The sequence below is a fragment of the Nodosilinea nodulosa PCC 7104 genome (assembly GCF_000309385.1).
Classification (GTDB): Bacteria; Cyanobacteriota; Cyanobacteriia; order Phormidesmidales; family Phormidesmidaceae; genus Nodosilinea; species Nodosilinea nodulosa.
The window spans coordinates 2,661,464-2,677,909 of the sequence record NZ_JH976537.1; the positions used below are offsets into that span (position 1 = coordinate 2,661,464).

12 protein-coding genes, 4 pseudogenes and 1 riboswitch are annotated in these 16,446 nt (G+C 54.0%); of the genes and pseudogenes, 9 read left to right on the forward strand and 7 right to left on the reverse strand.

Annotated elements, in window-relative coordinates:
* The first annotated feature begins 74 nt into the window (after window positions 1–74).
* Complete coding sequence (locus LEPTO7104_RS0112400; RefSeq protein WP_017298899.1) at window positions 75–1,640, forward strand: endo-1,4-beta-xylanase; 1,566 nt, start codon at window positions 75–77, stop codon at window positions 1,638–1,640.
* A 1-nt stretch (window position 1,641) separates the two neighbouring features.
* On the opposite strand, the gene LEPTO7104_RS0112405 is transcribed toward LEPTO7104_RS0112400, so the two are convergent.
* From LEPTO7104_RS0112405 to LEPTO7104_RS43590, 4 genes and pseudogenes are all read right to left on the reverse strand, one after another.
* Entirely contained in the window at window positions 1,642–2,631 is a 990-nt protein-coding gene (locus LEPTO7104_RS0112405; RefSeq protein ID WP_017298900.1) for a glutathione S-transferase family protein, read from the reverse strand.
* A gap of 263 nt (window positions 2,632–2,894) precedes the next feature.
* Window positions 2,895–3,191 (reverse strand): hypothetical protein, encoded by a 297-nt coding sequence (locus tag LEPTO7104_RS0112415; protein WP_017298902.1) that lies wholly within the window; start codon window positions 3,189–3,191, stop codon window positions 2,895–2,897.
* Window positions 3,192–3,401: 210 nt separating this feature from the next.
* Complete coding sequence (locus LEPTO7104_RS0112420; RefSeq protein WP_026072636.1) at window positions 3,402–5,195, reverse strand: iron uptake porin; 1,794 nt, start codon at window positions 5,193–5,195, stop codon at window positions 3,402–3,404.
* A gap of 535 nt (window positions 5,196–5,730) precedes the next feature.
* Window positions 5,731–5,973 (reverse strand): annotated as a pseudogene (locus tag LEPTO7104_RS43590) (hypothetical protein); the annotation flags it as partial.
* Window positions 5,974–6,276: 303 nt separating this feature from the next.
* Between LEPTO7104_RS43590 and LEPTO7104_RS0112430 the strand changes: the two are divergent.
* The 4 genes and pseudogenes from LEPTO7104_RS0112430 to LEPTO7104_RS0112445 all read left to right on the forward strand — a co-directional run.
* Window positions 6,277–6,570, forward strand: a complete 294-nt coding sequence (locus LEPTO7104_RS0112430; RefSeq protein WP_017298905.1) for a type II toxin-antitoxin system RelE/ParE family toxin — start codon at window positions 6,277–6,279, stop codon at window positions 6,568–6,570.
* A gap of 13 nt (window positions 6,571–6,583) precedes the next feature.
* Window positions 6,584–6,889 (forward strand): HigA family addiction module antitoxin, encoded by a 306-nt coding sequence (locus tag LEPTO7104_RS0112435; protein WP_040695415.1) that lies wholly within the window; start codon window positions 6,584–6,586, stop codon window positions 6,887–6,889.
* 124 nt (window positions 6,890–7,013) lie between these two features.
* The gene (locus LEPTO7104_RS36915) at window positions 7,014–7,700 is read left to right on the forward strand and encodes a helix-turn-helix domain-containing protein (RefSeq protein ID WP_017298907.1); all 687 of its coding nucleotides are present in this window, start codon (window positions 7,014–7,016) and stop codon (window positions 7,698–7,700) included.
* 44 nt (window positions 7,701–7,744) lie between these two features.
* A pseudogene (locus LEPTO7104_RS0112445) lies at window positions 7,745–8,134 on the forward strand (helix-turn-helix domain-containing protein); the annotation flags it as partial.
* Between the two features lie 27 nt (window positions 8,135–8,161).
* Here LEPTO7104_RS0112445 and LEPTO7104_RS0112450 read toward each other — a convergent pair.
* Window positions 8,162–9,225, reverse strand: a protein-coding gene (locus tag LEPTO7104_RS0112450) for an ISKra4 family transposase (RefSeq protein WP_155523613.1) whose coding sequence is annotated in 2 segments (ribosomal slippage) — window positions 8,162–9,069 and window positions 9,069–9,225 — 1,065 coding nt in all. Because the reading frame shifts where the segments join, the coding sequence is not laid out codon by codon here.
* A gap of 71 nt (window positions 9,226–9,296) precedes the next feature.
* Between LEPTO7104_RS0112450 and LEPTO7104_RS0112460 the strand changes: the two are divergent.
* Window positions 9,297–10,025, forward strand: a pseudogene (locus LEPTO7104_RS0112460) (IS630 family transposase); the annotation flags it as partial.
* On the forward strand, window positions 10,026–11,258 hold the full coding sequence (locus tag LEPTO7104_RS38215) for a GTP-binding protein (RefSeq protein ID WP_083887059.1): 1,233 nt from the start codon (window positions 10,026–10,028) through the stop codon (window positions 11,256–11,258).
* Here the strand turns inward: LEPTO7104_RS38215 and LEPTO7104_RS43595 are convergent.
* A pseudogene (locus tag LEPTO7104_RS43595) lies at window positions 11,223–12,381 on the reverse strand (ISAs1 family transposase). The gene LEPTO7104_RS38215 and the pseudogene LEPTO7104_RS43595 overlap by 36 nt on opposite strands.
* Before the next feature lie 110 nt (window positions 12,382–12,491).
* On the opposite strand from LEPTO7104_RS43595, the gene LEPTO7104_RS33655 reads away from it, so the two are divergent.
* Complete coding sequence (locus LEPTO7104_RS33655; RefSeq protein WP_017298916.1) at window positions 12,492–13,913, forward strand: COR domain-containing protein; 1,422 nt, start codon at window positions 12,492–12,494, stop codon at window positions 13,911–13,913.
* Window positions 13,914–13,963: 50 nt separating this feature from the next.
* Here LEPTO7104_RS33655 and LEPTO7104_RS0112490 read toward each other — a convergent pair whose 3' ends face one another.
* Window positions 13,964–14,542 (reverse strand): hypothetical protein, encoded by a 579-nt coding sequence (locus LEPTO7104_RS0112490; RefSeq protein WP_017298917.1) that lies wholly within the window; start codon window positions 14,540–14,542, stop codon window positions 13,964–13,966.
* A 69-nt stretch (window positions 14,543–14,611) separates the two neighbouring features.
* Window positions 14,612–14,707, forward strand: a riboswitch (TPP riboswitch).
* Between the two features lie 205 nt (window positions 14,708–14,912).
* On the opposite strand from LEPTO7104_RS0112490, the gene LEPTO7104_RS0112495 reads away from it, so the two are divergent.
* Window positions 14,913–16,430 carry a sodium:solute symporter family transporter gene (locus LEPTO7104_RS0112495; protein WP_017298918.1) on the forward strand — a complete coding sequence of 506 codons (1,518 nt, stop codon included), beginning with the start codon at window positions 14,913–14,915 and terminating at the stop codon, window positions 16,428–16,430.
* Window positions 16,431–16,446: the final 16 nt, after the last annotated feature.

Here is a 16,446-nt window from a genome sequence, read left to right on the forward strand (position 1 = left end):
GCCCTTGCCTCTGGTGCCAGTGCGCCACATAACATGCTTTTCGTACCTAGGCCTTCTTGAAGCTTCCCAACGATATGAAACGCCGCCCGTTCCTCCGCTACACCACCACCACCGCTCTCACAGCTTCAGGCCTGGGCTACTGCTCAGGGAAAGTCCTCGCCAGCCCGCCGCCGCTGGTACTGCACGCCTATCTGCCCAACGGCAACCCTTTCCCAAAGGATGACCTCAACCGCCTCTACTTTCTCGACCTCAAGGACGAGCCCATCCCCCACCCCGATCGCACCGTAGCAGACGGCATTCTGACATCCCAGCCGCCGCCTTTTCCCTTTGCCATCGCCCTTCAACTGCCCGCCCTTGGCTTTGGCGATGTCACCCTCTACGCCGACAATCGGGGGCGCGGGTTCACACCGAGCGACTTTCCGCTGGTGGTGAATGGGGCCTTTGCGCGCGATCGCCTGCACCGAGTCGCTACCGCCTGCGATCGCTGGCAGCAACAGGGCTATGGTATTCCTGCCAGCGTGCGCGATCGCCTTCAGCGCGCCCAGGCTTACCTCAGCCAGGCAGGGCAAGCCCCCGATCTGCAAACCCAAATTTCTCTGTGGAATAACGCTCTAGTCGAGGGGCTATGGGCCGGGGAAGAAGCCGCCCTCAGCCGCGCCCGCCAGCGCATTGTGCGAACCGCGCCGCGCCAGGGTTTTAAGTTCGGCTGCAACGCCTTTAGCCATCCTTACTTCGGCCCCGACTACGATCGCTACTTCGAGGCTCTTTTCTCCATCGCCACCGTGCCCTTTTACTGGAAGCCCATGGAGCCAGAGCGCGGCCAGCCCGACTACGCCGCCGTCGATGCCCAGGTGAATTGGCTCCAGCACACCGGCATTGCCCCCAAAGGACACCCGCTAGTGTGGTTCTACGACGGCATCGTGCCCGACTGGGTGCAGCCGCTGCCCTACGAGCAGGTCAAAGCGGCCCTGCGCCAGCGAATTTTGGACATTACCCGGCGCTACGGGGAACGCATTCCCGCCTACGACGTGATTAACGAAGCCCACGGTGCCCCCTGGGCCAACGCCCTCGGCTACAACCAGGCCCAGTTTCTCGACCTCACCCGCATGGCCTGCGAAACGGCCAAGGAGGGCTACCCGGCGGTGCAGCGCGTGGTCAACAGCTGCTGTCTGTGGGCGCGCAATGTCGCCATTTACGGCCCGCCCCAGCGCAGTCCATACCAGTACCTCAAGGCCTGCCTGGCCGCAGGCATCGACTTCGAGGTCATTGGCCTCCAGCTCTACTACCCCGACCAGGATATGTTTGAGATCGATCGCCTGCTCGATCGCTTCACCGCCCTGGGCAAGCCCGTCCACATTACCGAAATGGCCTGCTCGTCTGGCACGGGCAACGACGAAAACTCCCAAATTGGCGAGGCCACGGGCCTCTGGCATGCCCCCTGGAGCGAAGCCGTGCAGGCCGACTGGGTGGAGCAGGTCTACACCCTGGCCTACAGCAAACCCGAGATTGCCGCCGTCACCTGGTGGGACTTATCAGACCAGGGCGCTTTTTGGCCCTTTGGTGGCCTGCTCAACCGCCAAAACCAGCCCAAGGCCGCCTACTACCGCCTCCAGGGGCTCAGAAAAGCCTGGGATATTTAGGCTAGCGGGCGCTGCCAGCGGTAAGGCTGAATTGCTGGGCGCGATCGCTCGGCTCATCAAAGTCAATCACTGGCCCCAGGGGCACAATCTGGTGCGGGTTCACGCCGGGGTGGCTCATGTAGTAGTGGCGCTTGATGTGCTCTAAGTTGCAGGTGTTCTTGAAGGCGGGCTGCTGGTACAGGTCGCGCAGGTAGCCCCACAGATTGGGGTAGTCGACAATGCGGCGCAGGTTGCACTTGAAATGCACGTAGTAAACCGCATCGAAGCGGTAAAGGGTGGTGAACATGCAGATATCGGCTTCGGTGAGGCGATCGCCGCACAGGTAGCGCTGCTGGCCCAGCACCTCTTCCCAATGGTCGAGGGCGTCGAATAGCTCGGTCACCGCTTCTTCGTAAGCGCCCTGCTTGGTAGCAAACCCGGCCCGGTACACGCCATTGTTAATCGGCTGATAGATGGCGTCGATGGCGTCGTCAACTTTAGCCCGGAGCTTTTCGGGGTAAAGGTCAACGTCGTTGGTGGCAATGTCGTTCCACTCGGTATCGAGCATGCGAATGATTTCGCGCGACTCGTTGTTGACGATGGTGCCCGTCTGTTTGTCCCACAAAATCGGCACCGTCACCCGACCCGAAATATCGGGCTTGGCCCTGGTATAGATTTCGCGCAGGTACTTCGCCCCATTCACCATGTCAGGAATTGTGCCGGGGTAGTCGCTAAAGAACCAGCCGTCGTCGCCCATGTACGGGTCAACAATAGATAGAGAAATCGCATCGGTGAGACCCTTCAGCTCGCGCATAATCAGCGTGCGGTGCGCCCAGGGGCAGGCCAGCGAGACGTACAGATGGTAGCGACCCGCCTCCGGCTTAAAGTCGCTGCTGCCATCGGCTTTCGTCCAGTGGTGAAAGTCGGTTTCGGGCCGCACAAAACGCCCCTGCTCATCTTCCTGGTCACGCTTTTGCTGCCACTGGCCGTTGACGAGTAAGCCCAGTCCCATGGGGTCTCCTTCATTTTTCTTCTTCACATTTTTCTGGCTTAAGCCTAGCGTTTCTCCCCCAGGCCGTCCTCTGGCTGGCGAAAGAATTCTTAAAGAGGGCCAGCGTTGATCGTATCGGGATGATGGGGAGAGTCAGCCATATTTGCCTCTCCCGGTTCGCGATCGCAAATACTCCAAGGCGGAACCACACCCACCGTTTTGGCTCCCTGGCTCCCCCGCTCCCTAGCTTGCCAAAATACTCACCAAACTTCTGCCATTCAGTCCTAATTCCCAAACAGCCGCGTTGCGCCTTCCACTAAAATCTCGGCTTTATCGAGCAGACTACCGAAAATAACCACCGTAGCCGCAGCAATGATCACGGTACGCGAGATGGCCAGGTTATCCTTCGACAGCTGCAAGAAACGCTCTTCCCATTTGTCGGTGCGCTCATCCAGTCGCTGAATATCGGTGTCGAGCTTTTGCTCCAGGCGATCGACGCTGGCATCTAGCTGTTGCTCTAGACGTTCCAGGCGCTCAAGTACTTCGCTTTGAAAGTCTCTGGGTTCTGGCGTTGCGGTCATGGCAAGTGGCTTTGCCCGATAGGGATGTCTCAATCATAACGGCAGATTTTACTCGGGTGAAGTCCATCGAGATAATCCCCCCTGCCTCCCTCGATAAGGGCAACAGGGGGGAATTTAGAACTCAGCAACTGTGTACCCGACTCAATCGAGCGATCGAGAACCCTATAGCTTCATCGCGCAGATTTCTTGCGATGGGAAATGCTATGCCTGCTAAAACGTAAACGTTGTCCTCAAAACGCCTACCACGGTAGTGCTATTACTGCTTTGCCCCTCCGGGTTAAACACGGCATATACTCCAGGAGTAATGCTGATTTTATCGTTCACGCGCATGTTGAAGTAGCCCTCAACATGGTAAGGGTCAGCATTTTCAGGATTAACTGCAATGCCCCCAACCGAAACTCGATTGAGCGGCTGACCGAAAATCAGCCCTGCTGTATTGCCTTCGCTAAAAACATCTCTAAAATGAAGACCGACTAGCCAACTCACAAAATTTGTTGAGGCGTTGAGATCAACCAGGTCAGCAAAAATGTAGCTTCCCGACACCGTTAAATCGACGCTAGGAGCAAACTGCCAGTTCAAAGTCGCACCGACGGAGTTAAGCCGAATTCCTTCATCTAAAACCGCTAATGTAGCATTTCCTCCGGTTGCAGCTAATTGCTGAGCATTGGGCGAAAACTGTACCGCGTTAATGTCTGATGCGCTGAGGCCCGTACCCAAAATGTTGATTTGGTGATAGCTATTGGCGTAGTTGAGCCCAAACTTAAGGTTATCCCCAAAATTAAACGCCAGTCGCGATGAGAACACGTAGCTGCCGCCAAATAGCCCATCCCCGAGAGGCGTAGAAGGCGTACCCAGCAGACCATTATTCTCACCAACGGCGGCATTTACGCTGCCATAGAAAGCCGTTAAATTTACCTGGTCAGACAAATCCCAAATGGCTCCAGCAGCCGAGGCTAACCCAATTCCTGAAGTGCCCCCAGACACTCGGGTAACGGCGTTGTCGGTGGTAGCAAAACGAGATACAGCACCTTGGCTGGCGTTGGCAAAGGGGGCAATGGCAGGGTAAGCATCTGTGGCCTCAACCCTGGGGCCGACAAACATTGTTAACCGATCGGCCACCGGAAACACGTAGAGAAGTTTATAGAGGTTGACATCGTTCAAACCTCGATTGGACAGATTGCTGGGGTTGGTGAGCCCAAATTCAGGGGCGGTTCCTAAACTCACATTACTGGCCGTGCCAAAGACAGGATCACCTAACCCCAAGGCCTCGGGCAGGCTTCCAGTGGCCCCAAAGCCACCCCCGAACGCATCCGACTGCAAACCTACGATCAGCAAATCCCGTCCGCTGAAGGAGGTATTGAGATTTAGCCGCAGTCGATTGTTAAAGGCAATTCCAGTACCCACATTATTGGGTCCACCATTGGCCGTAGACAAACTGAAAATGGCCTCGCCAGCAAGTTTTGTCGTGGTAGAAAATTGAGTTCCCCTCAAATCAGCTACGTCTGCTTCTAAACCACTGACTCGCCCTTCGAGAGCAGCTAATTCGCTGGTAAACTCGTTTTGCAAGCGTTGCAGTGTGGCTAAATCTTCTTCAGGAATGTTTGAGCCATTGCTGATCAATGTAGACATGACGTCTAAGCAGGAGTTCAAGCCCGCAGCAAATTCATAGCGAGTTAGAGAGCGATCGCCGCGAAAGGTGCGGTCCGGATATCCCTCCAAACAGCCATAGTTCTGAATTAAAGACTGGAGTGCCTGAAATGCCCAATCAGAGGGTTGCACATCGGTTAACTCAGAAACTGAAGTAACCTGTGCCGTGAATAAACCCGATGGGTCTTGAGAAATTGGCAGGTCATCTGTGTCAGAGCGATCGCCTATAGCTGACACCTCTTCTATAGTGGTCGCGACCTGCGCTAAAACAGGCTCTTGAGAGCCTACCCACCCAGCTAAAAGACACAGCAAAACGCCCCCCACTTTGGAGGAAGCATATTCGATACCTAAAGACATTTAAGTTTCCCTACACCACAAAATAATCTAAAGGAAGAAAACATCCAGCCCCAGAAAAATCAATTTGAATGATTGACTTCGCTCTATTTAAGGCTGTTTGATGGGTTTCTTCTAAGACCAATACTGGGCTAAGCTTTTCAACAAGTCAAATAGCTTTTAAGCGATTTTTTCATAAGCAAACCTAATCCATGGAAGAATTGGTTGTATATAAAATGCTTTAGAAATGGTCGATCACTGTGCTAGAAGAGCGAGACGGAAAGATGCTTTCGATATTGAACAGCGTTAGCTGAAACGTCAGCAGCAAGACATAAGTAGCTGATTTGCTGGAATAAAAATAGTGATGACCAGGCGGCACAGGGCCGTGATGCAAAAAATTAGGGATAGATTAAGGTGCGTGTTATTCATCTAGCTCTGCGCCGCCACGGCGAGAGGCCAGTTCTTGCCCAAGGGTAGTTTGGTTGAGTAGAGGTTCACCACTAGCAACAATTTTGGTGCGCAGACTACGGAGGCGATTCGCGAAGCGATCCGTCCCGGAATCGCTCAAGGATTCTTCTACTTCTTCAAGGGGGCGAGTTTGCCCAGCCTCAACGGCTTCGAGCCCCTGCTGAATGCCCGCAATGGTCTCTAGCTGGTCGATTAGCTGCTGAAGCTTGGCGGGGTCAAGGCTGCCTGGCTGAAGAAATGTGACTAGCACCTGGGCGCGATCGCTGACGCCCTCGGGCAGCTCTGACAGCTGAATCTGCCCATCTTGGTACATGCCCTCAACGGTTTTCAGCATAGGATTCCTTGATTAGGCCGAGTTGTCTTGACTCTAGCTTTGCCGCTCGGGTGATGCCGCTAACCCGAGACCCCAGGGTTCTAGGCCAATCGCCAAGAGTGATGCTGCGCCAAAGCAGAACCCTGGGGTCTGGATGTCGCGGTTTCTGGCATCGCCGGATACCCTTGAACAAAGCTCTCTTTGTCGCCAAGGCCTATGTCGTCGTCATCGCGCGGTTTTCTCTCTAGCCCGGAGGGGCGATCGCTGCTACAGGTCGTTGGGACAGTTTGTTATGCTAGTGCCAGCAATGGCGGCTAAATAAAGATGATCCACTCCTTCCGCAATCAGGGAACCGAGGACATCTTTAACGGCAAAGCGTCTAAGGTCGCTAGGGCTGTTTGCCCGCAAGACCTTTGGAAGCGAGCTACCCGCAAACTCGACCAGATTGATTCAGCGCTTAGCGTCGATGACCTGAAGGTTCCTCCCGGCAATCGGTTGGAATTGCTGAAAGGCGATCGTGCTGGACAGTACAGCATCCGCATCAATGACCAATACCGCATCTGTTTTGGCTGGTCAGACCAAGGGGCGACAGAAGTTGAGATTGCTGATTATCACTAGAATTGGTTAGCCCATGAGAGTGCCTACCCATCGATTGCCCACCCACCCAGGAGAGATGCTGCTGGAAGAGTTTTTGGTGCCGATGGAGCTTTCTCCTCAGGCTTTGGCCACCTCAATTAATGTGCCAGCCGCAAAGCTTGAGGCGGTGATCAGCGGGCAGCAGGGGCTAACGCCGGGGCTGGCGCTGCGGTTGGCTAAGTTTTTTGCCATGTCTGCCGACTTTTGGCTGACGCTACAGCTCCGGTGGGATCTCTACCAGGCGCAGCAAGAAGAAGCCGAGGCCCTGGCGCAGATTCATCCATACAAAGCAGCTTCTTGATAGGTGGAAGCTAGAAACCGGGTTTCTGAACCTGTGGCGAAGGGTTAGGACAAAACAAAGAAGCAACCCGGTTTCTGAAATCGCCGGATACCCTTGAACAAAGCTCTCTTTGTCGCCAAGGCCTATGTCGTCGTCATCGCGCGGTTTTCTCGCTAGCCCGGAGGGTCTGGAGCTGCTACAGGCGGCGAAGGCGAAGCGGGGATGGACGTTTGCGGCGATCGCCGAACGGGCGGGGGTGAGTGCCGACACAGTGAGCCGGTTGTTTCACCCGGAGCGGGGGAAGCGGGTGAGTGGGGAGAGTGTGAGGGCGATCGCTGGGGTGTTAGGGGTGGAGGTGGAGGTGGATGCAAGCGACTTAGAAGACGACGCTCCATCTCCATTAGCTGAAGCAGAGCGGCGAATTCAAGCTGTACTCCAAAGTGGTGCTATGAGGCTTGACTTATCAAACTTGGGGATAATGACATTACCTCAAAGCATAGGGAAGCTCACGAGGATAGAAGAAATCGATCTTTCTGATAATGAGCTGACCACCTTGCCATTGATTCTGGCAAAACTAGAGAATTTAAGGGTATTGCAAGTAAGAAGGAACAATCTATACAAGCTATGTGAAAATATTGGAAATTTGCAGCGACTTCAAGAACTTGACCTTCAGATAAATCGCATAAGCTATTTGCCAGAATCAATATGCAATTTAAGAAATCTAAGATACCTGCAACTTTACAGAAACTCACTGAGGCGTTTGCCAAAGAGGTTTAATCAACTAATCAATCTTGAACTCCTTGACTTAGACAGCAATCAGATAAGCTGTTAAGCATCTAAACTACATATTAGGGAGTGTATTTTGGTGAGTTATACATGCCAATCAAGAATTACCTAACGGCCGAAGAGAAACAGGAATTGCAGAAGCAGCTTAAATTTCATGAGCATCCCGACGTTCGTGAGCGTATTCTAATTCTGCTATTGCGAAATGATGGCAGAAAACAGCAAGAGATTGCAGACTTTCTAGGTTGCTCCTTAAGGAAAGTAGCCTATTGGTGTGCCCACGGAAATCCAAGTGACTTAGCCAGTGTAACCGATGAACGAATGCATGGGAATTATCATAAGGCCACCGATCAATATGTCAACTTATTATTGGATGTCATTGAGAAAGAGCCTCAAGAATTGGGGTACGAATTTGGTCGATGGACGGCGGCTCGGCTCGCCACATATTTAGAACAAGAAACCGGGATTCAGCTAAGTGGGAGTGGGAGCATCCCACTTTCGACAAAATAGTCAACTTGCGAGTTGACCATTGAGGTAGGCACAGCGCAGACTCAACATTGCATTGACGGAGGCCGTATTCCAGCGGGCACCCGAGATTTGGAGACGTCGCCCAATCTGTTTGACAGCCGACTCAACGGCTCCTGAACCAATGGAGCAGAGTTGCTCACTCTGATAGGCTCCATAATTCACGATGCGAGCCCGATGGGTGCTCAGATAAGCTTCAAAGTTGCGGGCTTGCTTGCGCCGACAGTCCGCAAAGAGGGCCTGGGCAGACGCCACCTCACCTTGCCATAACAGCGTTTCCGCCGCCGCTAAGCGCTTGAGCGACCCACCGACTTTGTAGAGGTTTTCTTTGAGGTGATACCAATCGAGGATTTCCCAACGGGTCTCAACGGTGGTGAGTTGACTAAACAAATTCCACACCCCAGCGTGACCATCGCCCAGACAGACCAGCGGGGAGAGCAATCGCTGAGCGCTGAGATAGTCAATCAAGCTCTCATTGTCCTGGAAGAAGGCGTTGTAGTAGATCCCTTGCACCCGCACCGCTTTGTAGTCTCGCCACGGGCTGGTGGACTCCACCAGGTCACGCAGACGGACTTTGCCGCCATCAATGCTGACCTCACTGACGCCTTGTTTGGCCTCGGCAGACTCGAACGACTGACGCCCCACCAGGCGTTGTTGGGTCGAGTGCCCGACCTTCATCCCGGTCAGGGCCGCGATGTCATCCTCTGCACCTTGAAACGATTCGTTAGCACTTAAGCGTAAGTTGGCTTTCTCTAGGCCACCACTGAGACGGCTGTAAGCCTTTACGCCTAACTGTTCTGCCTGGCTTTGACGAATCTGGAGGAAACCCACCAAACTCTTCAGTCGGCGAACCCGGCCTCGGGCCGGGTAGGCTTGCTGGTTGACAAAAAAACGGCGACTCGAGGGCTGACCTCCTCCAGCATCTGCTGTCGCACGGTTTGCTCAATGCTTTCCAGACTATCGAGCCTGTCTCGGTTGCTATTGCGGTACAAAATCTCGGCAATCTCTGCTGTACAAGCTTCCAATCGCTTTTGGTCTTCGGGGGTCATGGTGAGTCGTCCCTGAGCTACCCCTCTATTCTCCCCCTGACACTGTTTTCGCGAAAGTGGGATGCTCCCGTGGGAGTCAAGTGAGGAGGATTCTCAAGTCAAAAAAGTACGTTTACCTCTGGGCCAAATATAGCTTAGAGGAGAAGCAAGATCCAGAGAAGCGAAAACTCTTCAAGGCAAAACTGTTGGAGTATTTAAGAATTACTAAAGAATCCCCAGAGAAGCTCCAGGTCTGGTTTTGGGATGAATGTGGCTTTAGTTTGAGAGTGACACGTCGAAAGGATTGGGTCAAGAAAGGGACGCGCAAGAAGGTTTCTGGAATTCGACGGAAAGGACGTATCAATGTGATGGGAGGAATCCGCTATTCGGACAAGAAGCGGTTGGTGGACTTTCTCCCCAAAGGAACCGGTGAAAATTTTTATAAGGTTCTCAAGAACTTTTACGAGGAGGTTATTTATGACTGGGCTGGCGAGGATAGGAGCGTGAGCGAATTTGAGAAAGACGGGCCTAAGGTTGTGATTATTTTAGACAATGCGAGCATTCACAAAAAGGAGGAATTTACAGAGAAGATAAAGTTAGAGATGCCAAATTTAGTTTTGGAGTTTTTACCTGAGTATAGCCCGGACTACAATCTGGTCGAATTGGTTTGGCATTCAGCAAAAGAGTTCATCTCAAATCGTTTATTTAAGTCTATTGAAGATCTCGAGGCTCTTATCAATAAGCTTCTCAATGAAGGAGAACTGGCCATAAATTGGCATCGGAAGGCGAAAAACAAGGGAAGTGCTATTGATGCAATTTAGATGCGCAACAGCTTAGACGATCCAAGTTTTATTGAAAATATTTCTAGCCTCCCAAACCTGGTAACATTAGATCTTCGCAACAACTATATAAATGAACTCTCGTCAAGTGTCAATGGATTTATCAATCTTAGGGATTTGCTTCTTAGCAGCAATGGATTGAGTTCCATACCAATTTCAATTGGCCTGCTAAGTTCTTTGGAGGTTTTTAGGATTGCCGACAATAAAATTAGTTTTATTCCAGCGGAGATGGGCAGGATTCCCGGACCTAAAGTGCTGGATTTTTCATGGAATAGATTAAAAAATATTCCTCAAGAAATTTTCAAGGCTGGAGACCTGACGGAGGTCGATCTATCTGGAAACAAGTTGGCTTCTTTCCCTGAGGGTTTAACTACTCTTTGCAAGCTTGAAAAATTGAACTTATCCAGAAACTTATTGAAGTCTATTCCGGCCGAGATTGAAAATCTTAAAAATATAACAGAATTAAATCTGTCTCACAATCAGATAGCTATACTTCCTGTGGAATTGAACTGCCTGAAAGATCTGAATGAACTATTTCTCCATGGGAATGATTTTCTGGGATTGCCTAAAGAAATACTTGGTTCAACGTGGCAAGAGGTTAATGAGGGAGCAACAGCAAGTACTCCAAAAGATATCCTTGATTACTATTTTCGGCTGCGATTTGAGCGTACTCCACTGAATGAAGCCAAGATGATTTTGGTGGGTTTCGGCGCGGTGGGAAAAACGTCCTTGGTCAATCGCCTGATTTATCAAAATTTTAGCCCAAGATCTGCTAAGACAGAGGGCATTCAGATTACCCAGTGGCCTATTGCTCTCAACGACGCTGAAGATATCAAACTCCATGTGTGGGATTTTGGTGGGCAAGAGATTATGCACTCTACCCATCAATTCTTTCTCACCGAGCGTAGCCTTTACCTGCTGGTGCTCAACGGTCGCCAGGGCCACGAAGATGCCGATGCCGAGTACTGGCTCGAACTCATCCAAAGCTTTGGCGGCGACTCCCCCGTTCTCGTTGTGCTCAACAAAATCAAAGAGCACCCCTTCGATGTCAACCGGGGCGCATTGCAGCAAAAATTCCCCAACATTCGCGAATTCATCGCCACCGACTGCGAAACTGGACAGGGCATCGACCACCTCCTCGCCACCATCGAGCGCAAAACCGACGCCCTAGAGCCAGGGCTATTTCATTCTAAAAATGGTCTTGAGGGTATCTAGGCCAAATTTGCAGAGTCGTTCAGCCTGAGCCATATTGGAGAACTCGTTGGAGCGATAGAGATTGAGCGCGAAGTTACGCGCGACGGCAAAGATTTGCGGCAACTGATGCATGCGGATGCGCGAAGCATCTTCGCCTTGGGTCACATCCCGAACGTGGTGCACTTTGTTTTCGACGCCCCAATAGCCCCGAATGCGCTGAGCAAAGGATTCCGCTGATTCTAAAAACGACGCGATATAATAGCGAGTCTCGGTTTCTCGGCGGGGCTGTCCGCCGTAGTTGAATTGGCGCTCACTCTCGACGCGCACCAGTGTCTTCAGACCTGGCCAGGGCTTGATAGTATCGAGGGTTGTGCAAAGGCTAACGACCCGCTTCTCCAGTCGCCCATGCCCTTTACTAAGCTCGGTATAGCTGGCTTCAGCGATAAAGTTGGCCTGAACGCTTTTGTGCAAGCTACTTTGATTGCCTTTGAGGGCACCCAAGTAATGATTGTTGGTGTCAAGGATGAGTTGACAGGTTTTTTTGGGTGCTAACCGCATCAAAGGCAATCACCACCCCCTTGAGCGCCAGTTGCTCGATGAATTCCGGCAAGGCTTTGATTTCGTTGGTTTTATGGTTGACCTGATAGGGTTCCAGAATCAACCCACGCTCCACTAGATAGGCACTGACCAGCAGAATGGCGGGATGCGGGGGAGAGTCAGGATTGTCACGCTCTAGTTGATACGACCCGCGTAAGACTTTGCCATCTACCGCTAAGGTTTCACCCGGTAACGCTTCAATGCCAAAGAACCGCGCTAAGGCCGCTGAATACTCCCCATAGTCCAGCTTCAGTAGCACTCGGCGAATTGTACTGTAGGAGGGCAGACGACCTTTGGGCGGGTCGAAGAGGTCAATCAAATCGTGCTGGTAGCACCTGAGCCAGTCGCCAATGGACAAAAATCCTCGATTGCCTGCCGTCACTGCCAGGGTAAAAAGTGCTAGGCACAGGGCCATGTGATGCCGCTTCCCAGATGCCTTACGCACATCCGGCAGGTCCGCGAAGGCTTCGAGAATCTCAATTCTCTCAGGCCGTGCCTCAAGGCTAGGTTTCGAGCCAACGGCAGAGGATTGCGAGGGAAGATGCATAAGCCTTAGCGAAAAGGTGATCAGCCTGAAACTCTAGCATCCTCAGCCTTCCTTGAGAATGAAATGGCCCTGCCCTAGAGCACCTGCGCGATCCCTTCCCCGCCAGTTGGGTGGCGATCAAAAACAAGCTTTCCGAAATGGCCGACAACTACATATCCTTCGAGCAATATCGAGCCATTTGCCAGACCGATGGCGAAACCGACTATGGGGCGCAAGACTCCCTCGCCGTGCATCTCCACAGCCTCGGCATTGCCCTCAACTACAAAGACGACCCCCGCCTGCGCGATACCCACGTGCTCAATCCCCACTGGGTCACCAACGGCATTTACACCCTGCTCAACGCCCACGAACTCGCCGACACCAAAGGCGAACTCGAAGCCGCCTGCCTTGCCCGCAATTTAGACGCCCAAAACTACCCCGCCGAGCGCCACGGCTTTTTGCTAGAGCTGATGCGCAAATTCGAACTGTGCTTTCGCTTTCAAGACGACGAACATCGCTACCTAATCCCCAACCTGCTCGACAAGCAGCAGCCTGCTGCCGCCGCTGAGTTTGACCCGGCAGACTGCCTCAACTTTCGCTACGAATACCCGATTTTGCCCGAGGGGTTGCTGCCCCGCTTCATTGTGCGTACCCACGTGCTGAGCGAGCACCAGCTCCGCTGGCGCACCGGGGTGATTTTGCACTTTGAGGGCAACCGCGCCCTGGTCAAAGCCGACCCCCAAGATCGCTGCGTGTCGATCAGCGTGGATGGCCCCATGAACAGTCGTCGTCGGCTCCTGGCGGTGATTCGCTCTGACTTTGAGCGCATCCACCGCAGCTTTAAGTTCACCCCCAAAGAGCTGGTGCCGGTGCCGGGGCATCCCGGCATTGCCCTGCCCTACCAAGACCTGATCGTGATGGAAGAAAGCCGCCTGACGGAGTTTCCCCAGGTGATCGATGGCCAGGTGGTGCGGCTCAACATTCGCGACTTGCTCAATGGGGTAGATTTGGAGGGCACCCGCCAGCCCACCACCGCCATGGAACGCCACAGCCAGGCCCTGCGCCTATTCTTCAGCTATTCCCATAAAGACGACCTGCTGCGCGAACAGCTGGAGACCCACCTGAAGTTGCTGCAACGGCAGGAGCTCATTCAACCCTGGCACGATCGCAGAATTCTCCCCGGCGACGACTGGGCGGGCGACATCGACGACAACCTCAACCGGGCCGACATCATTTTGCTGCTGGTGAGCGCCGACTTCATCGCCTCCGACTACTGCTACGACATCGAAATGACCCGCGCCATGGAGCGTCACGAGGCAAGCGAGGCCCGCGTCATCCCGATCATTCTGCGCCCGGTGGATTGGCGAGGGACGCCCTTTAACAAGCTCAGCTGGCTACCGCAGAACGGGGAGCCAGTGGTGCAGTGGGAGAACCGCGATGCCGCCTGGCTGAACGTGGAAACAGGCATTAAACGGGTGGTGAGTCGATTAGAGGCGACAAGCGGCTGTAGAGGGCATATCGCCTGGGGAGAAACCGGGTTTCTGAGCCAATAACCAGGATTTGTAGCACTGCAAGGGAGAAACCCGGTTTCTGGACGCAGTAGCTACCAGGCAGCGGGCTGAAAGGTGGTGTCGTTCGCAATGGCTACTGTATCGCCCATTTGCTTGATCACAAATAGCCCCTGCTGGTAAGCGTAGCGATCTACCCCTTCATCAATTTCAATGCCCGCCACTGCCCCATGAATTTGATATCCGGTGTAATGGGGAAACGCCTGCCGAAATCGCCCCAGCCGCGCCAAGAAATCATCCACATCTTGCTTTGATAAGCGCGATTTAACTTCCACAGCAACGGCGACATCGCCATCCACCGCAAAAATATCAATTTCCATCTCGGCCCCAGGCCGCTTCGACTGCATGCGGCGGGAGAGTTCCTGCACCTCAATGCCCCGCTCTTGAAACAGGCGAATTACCGCTGGCGCGACCAGGTTTTCGACAAACTGTCCCCAGCGGGTCGTTAGCCCCGCTACTTCTCGGCTAGTGTTGGCCGCGACACGTTTAAGTTCTTGAAGCTGACGCTCAGACTCGGCAGCGCGGCGATCTGCTTCGGCAGCGCGGCGATCGTCCTCAGCCCGAGAGGCTTGAAAGAGGGCGTAAATGTCTGCGATCGTGACGGGCTCGGCCATGGTTGAGTCCTGCGCTCATAAGCTTTATGTCCATTATGGGCGATCGCGGCGAACACCAGTGGTAGGATGCTATCAAGCTAGGGGTGTCCGAGCAATCGGGCTGAGATCATACCCTCAGAACCTGACCTGGTTAATGCCAGCGGAGGAAAGCGTTGATTGAGGTCACGCACCGAAACGACGAGCGTATAGGCGTTCTGGAGTTGTTCCCAGAACAGTGAATTGGCATCAGCGACAGGCTGGTGCTGGCTATCTATCGCTCTTCAACTCTCGATGCCACCCGACCCTATCCATAGACGTGTTCTGCGAGTCTCCTGTTCTTTAAGGCAGCCGCCTCTAGCAACCACCCAACCCTAACGAGGTGAGTTGTGATATGACGACGCTAAGTGCAACGGCGATCGCCGTTATTTTGATTACCACGGCCAGTTTTACCCTGCTGGGGCTGCTCCAGGCCAGCCGCCGCGCTATTTCCCTGGAAGACTACATGGTCAGCCGCAACCGGGTCGGTACCCCGATGGCTCTGGCCACCATTGTCGCGTCTGCCATGGGCGCGTGGATTTTGTTTAGCCCGCCCGAGGTAGGGGCCACCAGCGGCATTGCGGGCATTGTCGGCTACTGCATTGGCCAGGCCACTCCGGCGGCGCTGTTTGCCTTTTTGGGCACCCGCATGCGGTTTCTCATGCCCAAGGGTCACTCGCTGAATGAGTATGTACTGCATCGCTTTGGCCATGCCATGTACCGGCTGACCCTTGGCATTGTGGTGTTCTACATGTTTGTGTACCTGGCGGCGGAGCTGACCGCGATCGCAAAAGCCGTCGAACTCATGGCTGGCGTCCCCCTCTGGCTCACGGCCCTGCTGGTGATCACGGCTGTCTTCATCTACACCCTGGTGGGCGGCCTGGAGGCGACGATCTTTACCGACGCCATCCAGTTTGCGGTGATTGTGCCGCTGCTGCTGCTGAGCTTTGGCATTGCGGTGTTTGCCCTGGGCGGCTGGGGCAGTGCGATCGCGCCCGTATCCCAATCTGCGCCTGAACTGCTGACCCTGGCCAATGGTCCCGGCATTCAGTTTGGGGCCACGCTGGTAATCGCGGTGATTGCCGCTGAGATGTTTAACCAGACCAACTGGCAGCGGATCTACGCCTGCAAGAGCGATCGGGTGGTGCGGCAGTCCTTTCTGGGTTCCTTCCTGCTGATTTTGCCGATGCTGTTTATTGCCGGGCTGCTGGGCATTTTGGCGATGAACTTTGGCTTTAACGACGATCGCGCCTTTTTCTCGCTGATTCAGGCGCTGGCGCTGCCGGGCTGGGTCAGCATTGCGGTGCTGGTGCTAGTTCTGGCCCTGGTGATGAGTAGCCTGGACTCGCTGCTCAACGGCATCGCCAGCGTATTTACCCCCGATCTGCTGCGCTTTTTTCCCGATCAATCTACCCATGGCATTTTGCGGCTGAGCCGGGTGCTGACGGTCGCCGTGGGCATTCCCGCGATCGCGATCGCCTCGCGGGGCTACAACGTGCTGTACCTGTTTTTGCTGGCCGATCTGGTCTGCGCCGGGGCGCTGTTTCCGGTGCTGTTTGGCCTGTATTCCAGACGGCTGACGGGGACGATGGCGTTTTGGAGCGCGATCGCATCCATTGCCGCTGGTGCCCTGTTCTTCCCCCGGCCCGACTTTAGCCCCTGGAATGGCTTGCCCTTCGCGGGCGATCTGCTGGTCAGCTTTGCCGCCCCGATCGTAGTGTCGATAGTGCTCTGCCTGGGCTGGATTCAGCTGATGGCCAGCCAGGGCAAGACGGAGGCGTTTGACTTTGGCATTCTCAGCCGTGACATCCGCGCCTACGGCGAGGGGGAAGGGTTAGCGATAGCAAGTGCGGTGGAAGAAGCCCCTAACTAACGCAGTCAACAGGCCA

Excerpts from the sequence above, each read along its gene's own strand:
- LEPTO7104_RS0112400 (WP_017298899.1), top strand. The coding sequence starts at position 75 with ATGAAACGCCGCCCGTTCCTCCGCTACACCACCACCACCGCTCTCACA.
- LEPTO7104_RS0112405 (WP_017298900.1), bottom strand. The coding sequence starts at position 2,631 with ATGGGACTGGGCTTACTCGTCAACGGCCAGTGGCAGCAAAAGCGTGAC.
- LEPTO7104_RS0112415 (WP_017298902.1), bottom strand. The coding sequence starts at position 3,191 with ATGACCGCAACGCCAGAACCCAGAGACTTTCAAAGCGAAGTACTTGAG.
- LEPTO7104_RS0112420 (WP_026072636.1), bottom strand. The coding sequence starts at position 5,195 with ATGTCTTTAGGTATCGAATATGCTTCCTCCAAAGTGGGGGGCGTTTTG.
- LEPTO7104_RS0112430 (WP_017298905.1), top strand. The coding sequence starts at position 6,277 with ATGATCCACTCCTTCCGCAATCAGGGAACCGAGGACATCTTTAACGGC.
- LEPTO7104_RS0112435 (WP_040695415.1), top strand. The coding sequence starts at position 6,584 with ATGAGAGTGCCTACCCATCGATTGCCCACCCACCCAGGAGAGATGCTG.
- LEPTO7104_RS36915 (WP_017298907.1), top strand. The coding sequence starts at position 7,014 with ATGTCGTCGTCATCGCGCGGTTTTCTCGCTAGCCCGGAGGGTCTGGAG.
- LEPTO7104_RS38215 (WP_083887059.1), top strand. The coding sequence starts at position 10,026 with ATGCGCAACAGCTTAGACGATCCAAGTTTTATTGAAAATATTTCTAGC.
- LEPTO7104_RS0112490 (WP_017298917.1), bottom strand. The coding sequence starts at position 14,542 with ATGGCCGAGCCCGTCACGATCGCAGACATTTACGCCCTCTTTCAAGCC.
- LEPTO7104_RS0112495 (WP_017298918.1), top strand. The coding sequence starts at position 14,913 with ATGACGACGCTAAGTGCAACGGCGATCGCCGTTATTTTGATTACCACG.